Origin of the sequence: Pseudonocardia sp. 73-21 (assembly GCF_001899645.1) — a bacterium.
GTDB lineage: Bacteria > Actinomycetota > Actinomycetes > Mycobacteriales > Pseudonocardiaceae > Pseudonocardia.
In genome coordinates this window covers 37554-44339 of record NZ_MKVV01000028.1, presented here as the reverse complement: position 1 = coordinate 44339, position 6786 = coordinate 37554, and the positions used below count along the sequence as shown (strand labels likewise).

7 protein-coding genes are annotated in these 6786 nt (G+C 77.5%); 4 read left to right on the top strand and 3 right to left on the bottom strand.

Annotation, left to right across the window (positions count from 1 at the left end; all coding sequences use genetic code 11):
- Positions 1-89: 89 nt before the first annotated feature.
- The 4 genes from BGP03_RS07315 to BGP03_RS07300 all read left to right on the top strand — a co-directional run bounded on the left by BGP03_RS07315 (position 90) and on the right by BGP03_RS07300 (position 3938).
- Complete coding sequence (locus BGP03_RS07315; RefSeq protein ID WP_298796711.1) at positions 90-1007, top strand: hypothetical protein; 918 nt, start codon at positions 90-92, stop codon at positions 1005-1007.
- Positions 1004-1459 carry a helix-turn-helix transcriptional regulator gene (locus tag BGP03_RS07310; RefSeq protein ID WP_296375715.1) on the top strand — a complete coding sequence of 152 codons (456 nt, stop codon included), beginning with the start codon at positions 1004-1006 and terminating at the stop codon, positions 1457-1459. Before BGP03_RS07315 ends, BGP03_RS07310 begins: the two co-directional genes overlap by 4 nt.
- Before the next feature lie 30 nt (positions 1460-1489).
- On the top strand, positions 1490-2659 hold the full coding sequence (locus BGP03_RS07305) for a geranylgeranyl reductase family protein (RefSeq protein ID WP_296375713.1): 1170 nt from the start codon (positions 1490-1492) through the stop codon (positions 2657-2659).
- 115 nt (positions 2660-2774) lie between these two features.
- Positions 2775-3938: a DUF732 domain-containing protein gene (locus BGP03_RS07300; protein WP_296375711.1), complete on the top strand. Its 1164-nt coding sequence runs from the start codon at positions 2775-2777 to the stop codon at positions 3936-3938.
- Between the two features lies 1 nt (position 3939).
- On the opposite strand, the gene BGP03_RS07295 is transcribed toward BGP03_RS07300, so the two are convergent.
- Genes BGP03_RS07295 through BGP03_RS07285 form a run of 3 tightly spaced genes read right to left on the bottom strand, consistent with a single transcriptional unit; the run spans position 3940 to position 6760 of the window.
- A complete protein-coding gene (locus BGP03_RS07295; protein ID WP_298796708.1) occupies positions 3940-5511 on the bottom strand; it encodes an alpha/beta hydrolase in 1572 nt (523 codons plus the stop codon).
- Positions 5512-5558: 47 nt separating this feature from the next.
- A complete protein-coding gene (gene amaP, locus BGP03_RS07290) occupies positions 5559-6224 on the bottom strand; it encodes an alkaline shock response membrane anchor protein AmaP (protein WP_298796706.1) in 666 nt (221 codons plus the stop codon).
- Positions 6221-6760: a DUF6286 domain-containing protein gene (locus tag BGP03_RS07285; RefSeq protein ID WP_298796704.1), complete on the bottom strand. Its 540-nt coding sequence runs from the start codon at positions 6758-6760 to the stop codon at positions 6221-6223. Before BGP03_RS07285 ends, amaP begins: the two co-directional genes overlap by 4 nt.
- Positions 6761-6786: the final 26 nt, after the last annotated feature.

Sequence of the window (6786 nt, the reverse complement as noted above, 5' to 3'; positions counted from 1 at the left end):
CCGGTCCCCGCCACTCCGTCCGGCGCTAGCCGGACACCACGACGGGTCCTCCCCAGCCCGACGACCCTTCCCGATCGGAGCTCCCCCCGATGCCCACCTCACCCGAACCCGCCCCCGCCGTCGGCCGGCGGATCACGATCGCCACCGTCGCGGCCCTGGCCTGCTTCGTGCCGGCCGCGTGCGACTACGCGAGTGCCAGCCCGGCCCAGCGACCGACCAGCACGAAGGGCCCCACGGGCACCACGGCACCCGGGCACCAGCACGGCGGCACCGCCACGGCCCCGGCGGCCACCGAGCCCACCGACGAGCCCACCGACGAGCCCGCCGACGAGCCCGCCGACGACCCGACGGACCCGACCGCCGGCCCCACCGCGGCCCGGACCGGCGACCCCGCTGCCGATCCGACCGCCACCACCGCACCGACGACGTCGGCGGCGCCCGCCCCGCCCGCCGGCGGGGCCAACGGCCTCGACGTGCTCGGCCGCGACTGCTCCACCAGCAAGCTCCAGCCCCACACCGGCTTCCAGATCGCCCCGGCGTGCGTCTCCACCGAGTTCGGCGAGGTCTCCGCGCCGGACAAGAACCCGTCGCTGCTCATCACGAAGGCCCCGCGCACCGTCCGGGCCGACGCGCCGTTCTCGATCTCGGTGAGCACCCGCAACCTCGTCCGCGACCGCTTCCTGGGCGCCGCGGCGGGCGGCTACTACCTCGAGAGCTCGTTCCTCGACCCGAACGGCCTGCAGCGCGGCCACTTCCACACCGCGTGCCGGATCCTGCCCTCCGGCGACGTGGCCCCGGACGCCGCGCCGGTGCCCGCGTTCTTCGTCGCCACCCAGGACAACGGCGGCGGCTCCACGCCCGACACGGTGGTCGTCAACGTCACCGGTCTGCCCAAGGGCGAGGCCCAGTGCACCGTCTGGGCCGGCGACGGCTCGCACCGGGTGCCGATGATGCAGCGCGCGAACCAGACGCCGGCCATCGACTCGGTGCGGATCACGGTCCAGTGAGCACCGACGCCGCCACCGACGCCGCCACCGACGCCGCCACCGCACTCGCCCCGATGGTCGAGGTCTGGTTCCGGATCCTCACCGAGCACCTTCCCGATCCCCAGGACCGCTGCCGGGCCTGCTCCGGCACCACCAGCACCGCCTGGCCGTGTTCGCTGCGGTCGCTGGCCGAGCTGGCCCGCCGCGAGCACGCCGACGGCCGGGAGGCGCCCGCCACGCGGGGGCGCCGCAGCCTGCACGGCGCGCGCGGCACCTCGTGCGCCGTGACCCCGAAGGAGCGGCAGTTCCTGCAGATGGCCGCCGAGGGCCGCGACGACGACGAGATCGCCGCGGCGCTCGACGTGCCCGAGCGCACGGTCCGCACCACGATCCACCGCATCGCCCGCAAGCTGGGCGAGCCCGACCGCGCGGGGCTGCTCGTCCTGGCGCTGCGCACCGGGGTGGTCGTCTGACGCGCCACGCGCGTGGGGTACACCCATGACGTGAACGAGATCGTCGACGTGGCCGTGGTCGGGGCGGGCCCGGCCGGCAGCGCGGCCGCGCTGCGGGTGCTCCAGCTCCGCCCCGACGCCCGGGTCCTGCTGCTGGACGCCGCGGCCTTCCCCCGGGACAAGACCTGCGGCGACGGCATCGCGGCCCACGTCCTGGACCTGCTCGACGCGCTGGGGGTACCCGACCTGACGCCTCTGGGCCCCGAGGTGCCGCGCCTGCGGCTGCGCAGCCCGGGCGGGCGGGTGGTGGCCCGCACCTGCGCGCGCCCGAACCGGGTGATCCCGCGCGCCGTGTTCGACGAGCGGCTGGTGGCGGCGGCCGTCGACCGCGGGGCCGAGCTGCGCCGCCACCGCGTCCGGGCGATCGACGTCCGCGGTGACCACGTCGTCCTCGACGGCGACATCGCGGCGCGCGTCGTGATCGGCGCCGACGGCGCGAACTCGGTGGTGCGTCGGCTCCTCGGCGCGCCCCGCACCCCGCCGAACGGCACCGCCGTCGCCATCCGCGGCTACGCCCCCACCGCGCTCGAACCGGACGCGCTGCTCATCGAGTTCGCCCGCGGGCGCTACCCGGCGTACGCCTGGTCGTTCCCGCTGCTCGGGGGCGGTTCCAACGTCGGGTTCGGGGTGTTCGACCGGCGCGGCGGGGGATCGCGGCAGGAGCTCCTCGACCAGCTCGACGCGCTGCTTCCGGGTCAGGTGCCCGACCCCGCGACCGTGCGCGGCCACCACCTGCCGCTCTCCACCGCGCCGCGCCACCACCCCGACGGGCGGGTGCTGCTGGTCGGCGACGCGGCGTCGATGGTCAACCCGCTCACCGGCGAGGGGATCTTCGACGCCGTGGCGTCGGGGGTGCTGGCCGGGCGCGCCGCGCTGCTGGGGTCCGGGGCCGGGGGCGCCCACCGCGCCGCCATGCGCCGCACGTTCGGACGCCACCAGGGCCATCTCGCGGTGCTGGCGCGGCTCGTGCCGCACGGCCGCTTCCTCGACGCCGCCGTGGCCGCGGCCGACCGGCACCAGCCGGTGTTCGACGCCGCCGTGGATCTCGGGCTCGGCCGCGGCACCGCCAGCCGGTACACGTTGCTCCGAGTGGCCCAGAGCTACATGACGCTGGGTCGCAGCCCGGGAGCGGAGCGTCAAACGCTGGGCCGTACTGCGTGATCGACATCACACTTACGGTGCTTGTCCAAGCCCGGACCGCGCCTTCGCCGCAGGTGGATCGTTGGACGGGCAAGGGTTCGGCCGACGATGGCCGCCGTGACCGGGGGAGCGCACGATGGTCGGTGAGTCGATGAACGGGTGGCAGTCAGGGGACGGGACCCCGGACGGCGTGCTGACCGAGGAGCGCCCCGGCTCCACCCACCCCGACGGACTCGTCGACGAGCAGCGCCGCCGCCGCCGCGCCGCGGAGGCCGCCGCCGACGCCGCCGAGGCCGCCGCGGTGGACGCGGCCGCGCGGGCCTCCGCCGCCATCGCCGCCGCGGCCACGGCCGCCGCCGAGGCGGAGAGCGCCGCCGATCTCGCCGCCCGTGCGGCCGCCGACGCGGAGTCCGCTGCCGCGGCCGAGCGCCGGGCCGTCGAGCGGGCCCACGCCATCAGCGCCGTCAGCGCCAACGAGACCACGAGCGTCGCGCTGGCCCCGGTGCCGGCGACGAACGGGTCCCGGCCCTCACGGCACCAGGTGGCCGTTCCGGGGCAGGCCCTGCCGCCCGACGAGTCGGCCGTGGCCCGGGCCGCCACTATGACGATCCCGGCCGTCCCGCTCCGCGAGGCTTCCCCCGCGGGTCGCGAGGTCCCGGCCACCGGGGGTCGGGCGGCGCGCCGGCGTGCCCAGGAGGCCGCGGCCGCGGCGGCCGCCGTGGCCCGCGAGGCCAACCGCGATCCCGACACCCACGTGTTCACCGTCGACCGGGAGCCGGAGGCCGCCGTCGGGGAGACCACCGTGTCGCCCCGCCGCCGCCGCGCCCGGTCCGACGACGACGGCCACCCCCTGACGGCCCTGCTCGGCCGCGTCCGGGGTCTGCCGGGCGGCCGGATGGTGCTGGTCGCGGCCGCGGTGGGCGGCTTCATCCTGGTGGCCGCGGTGGTCGCCGGGCTGGTCGGCGGCTCGCGCGGGGCGTCCACCGCCGCGGTGGTGCAGGAAGCCCCGACCTCGGCCGAGGCCGCCGCACCCACGTCGGCCGCGGGGGGCCCTGACGCGGCCGTCGACCCCACGAGCACGAGGGCGGTCGCCTACCTCAAGGCGCTGCGGGCCGCCGACGTCCCCACGAGCGACTCGGGCCGGTCCGAGACCGAGGCGGCCGAGGTGATCTGCCAGCAGCTGGCCAACGGCGCCGACGCGGCCGACCTGGTGCGCGCCCTGCCCGCGGTGCTGCCCACGGTGAACAGCAAGCAGGCGAAGAGCGTGGTCTCGATCGCGCAGAAGGACTACTGCTCCTGATCTACGGGGGACAGAGCGTGCCCGCCCGCGGCACCACGCCGTCGACGAGCATCGCGTCCACCACCCCCGTCACGCACGGGGTGCGCGGGTAGGCGCCGGTGCCCGCGCCCTGCCAGCTCAGGAAGCGGGCGTCGGGCAGGGCGTCGGCCGCCCGGCGGGAGCCGTCGAGCGGATCGCGCGGGTCGCCCGCGGTGCCCAGCACCAGGATCGGCGGCGCCCCGTCCGCGGACGCCGGGGTCGGCGCCGGGCCGCCGGTGGGCCAGGGCGCGCAGTCCACCAGCCCGAGCGCGGCCTCGCCACCGAACAGCGGGTACGCGCTGGTCCAGCGCGTGGCGAGCTCGGAGATCTGGGCCGGGGAGAGCCGGTTGCGGGCGTCGTTGCAGCCGGTGGCGAGCGCGCCGTCGAAGCGCCCGCGGGGCCCGGCGAGCGGGTCCAGCAGGTTCAGCAGCGGCGCCGGGTTGCCGGTGCCCGCGGCGGCGATCGCCGCGGTCAGGGCCGGCCAGTCCCGGGGCTCCCCGAGCGTGGCCCGGATCGCCGTGACGGCGGAGCCCGCCGTGAGCCTGCGCCCGTCGACGGCGGCGAGGGGACGCGCGCCCAGGGCCTTCAGGAGGCCGGTGACGGTGGTGCGCGGCGCCGCCCCGAGGGCGCAGCCGGGCCGGGAGGTGCAGGAGACGGCGAACGCGTCGAACGCCGTCTCGGCGGCCTTGGCCCGCGCCTCGCCGCGGTCGGGGTCGTCGAGGCCGGGCTGCGGGGGCCCGTCGAGTACGAGGCGGCCGACGGCCTGCGGAGCCGTGCCCGCCCAGGTGGCCAGCGCGCCGGCGCCGTCACCGGTGCCGATCGCCGAGAGGCGGCTGACCCCGAGCGCCGAGCGCAGCAGCTCGACGTCCGAGGCGGTGGCGGCGCTGCGGACCGTGCTCAGCGTGCTGTCGAGGGTCAGGTTGCACTCCTGGACCACCGCCCGGGCCTCCTCCAGGATCTTGGCCAGGTCCGCGGTCGAGGACCGCGCGGGGTCGGCGTCGACGAGGGCGGCGCGCGCGTCGGCGGGTGCGCAGTCGAGGCGGTCGGCGCCGGCCCCGCGCCGGTCCAGCCCGATCAGCGTGAACTGCGCGAGGAGGTCGGGTGAAACCTGCTCGGCCAGCAGCGCGGCCACCCGCGCGGACGCGTCGCCGGCGCTGTCCCCGACGACGAGCAGCGGCGGCCGGGTCTCCGGCGCGTCGGCGAGCCCGGCCCGCAGCACGCCCAGCGACACCGTGCCGAGCTGCGGGGCGGCGGGATCGGCGGGCACCGTCAGCTCCCCGCACTCGAACCGCAGCGGACGGGACGGCGGCTCGCGCAGCGTGCTCACCGTGTCGTCCGTGCAGTCGGCGAAGGGGATCGACGCGTTCTGGGGTTCGAGGTCGGGCACCGTGTCGGGGGCGGGGGCGGCGCTGCCCGGGGCCACCGGCGCGGCGGGCATCGCGTCGCCGCGGACGGCCACCGGCGGACGCTGCGACGGCCCCACGGAGCACCCCGCGACGACGAGGGCGATGGAGACGGCCGAGACGAGCCACACCTGCCGGTACCGCGAGCGCACCCGTGGACCCTGCCGCAGGGGCGGTGTGGCTCCCGTAAGCGGGTGGATCAGGCGACGCGCGAGGTGGGGTGCGAGCGGTCCAGCTCCAGCCGGACGGCCACCGGCAGCGCCGACAGCCCCAGGGACTCCCGGGCGGTGGTCAGCACGTGGCTGTCGAGCCGGCGCAGCACGTCGCGCACGTCGGCGTCGTCGGCCAGCCACAGCGTCACCCGCAGGGCGGGGGCGCTCTCGTCGCCGACCAGGCGCGCCTTCGCCCGGCCGACACCGGGGAGGCCACCGGCCTGGCTGGCCACCGCGTCGGCGGCCGCGGCCGAGCTGACGACGATGGACGTGTCCGGGCCGCCGTCGATCAGCAGGTCCGGGCGGCGCTCCGGGCGCACCGAGTTGGACGCCCAGACCAGCCCGAGCAGGGCCAGGACCACGCCCGCGACGATCGCCACGATCCGCGAGACGAGCGGCTGCGCACGCAGCGTGTCGACAATCATCGGATCGAGCAGCGGACGGCCCGCGCGGGCGGCACCGAACACGCCGTAGGACAGCAGGGCCACGAGCACGCCCGCGGCCAGCAGGACCAGCCCGACGATCACCATCGTCCAGCGGTCGCCGCCCGCGGAGCGGGCCACGGCCGACCGCGAACGGCGGCGCAGCTTGGCCGGGGCCGGGGCCGGGGCCGGGGCCGGGGCGCGGTCGGTGGGAGCGGCGGGGGCGGTCATCGGGGTCCCTTTCGTTCCTGCACCGACACCGACACGCGGGGGCGGCGGCGCAGGGGCAGCTCGGCGAGCAGGTCGTCGACCCGTGAGGTGACGGTGCTGCGCAGTTCGGGCGTGGAGTCGTTCCAGGACTGGGCGGAGACGCTCACCTTGCGCGCCGACGCCGTGACGCTGGCGCCGGCGACGTCGTCGGTGGCGCGGACGCGGGTGCCCACGAGCCGGGCCAGCACGCGCGGGGCGGTGGTGACGGCGATCTCGGGGCTCGGCGCGTCGAGGTGGACGTCGGAGCGGCGGGCCGCTATCGCGACGAGCACGAGCAGCAGGCCGACGACGGCCACGGTGATGGCGATGGCGGGCACCGGCGTGTTGGCCCAGGTCAGGCCCTCGAGCGTGGCCCGCCAGTCGGGCCATGGCACGACGAGACCGGTGGTGGCGTCGGGGCGGACCCACGCCGCGACGACCTCGATGACGAACAGCACGCCGGCCGCGGCCAGTGCGAGCCCGAGCAGCGGGGCGAGGATGCGGAGCAGTACGCGCATGCCGACATTCCTTCTGAGGGGGAGGG

What these genes read in the sequence shown, in the direction of transcription:
- BGP03_RS07300 (WP_296375711.1), top strand. Translation starts at nt 2,775, where the DNA reads ATGGTCGGTGAGTCGATGAACGGGTGGCAGTCAGGGGACGGGACCCCG.
- BGP03_RS07315 (WP_298796711.1), top strand. Translation starts at nt 90, where the DNA reads ATGCCCACCTCACCCGAACCCGCCCCCGCCGTCGGCCGGCGGATCACG.
- amaP (WP_298796706.1), bottom strand. Translation starts at nt 6,224, where the DNA reads ATGACCGCCCCCGCCGCTCCCACCGACCGCGCCCCGGCCCCGGCCCCG.
- BGP03_RS07285 (WP_298796704.1), bottom strand. Translation starts at nt 6,760, where the DNA reads ATGCGCGTACTGCTCCGCATCCTCGCCCCGCTGCTCGGGCTCGCACTG.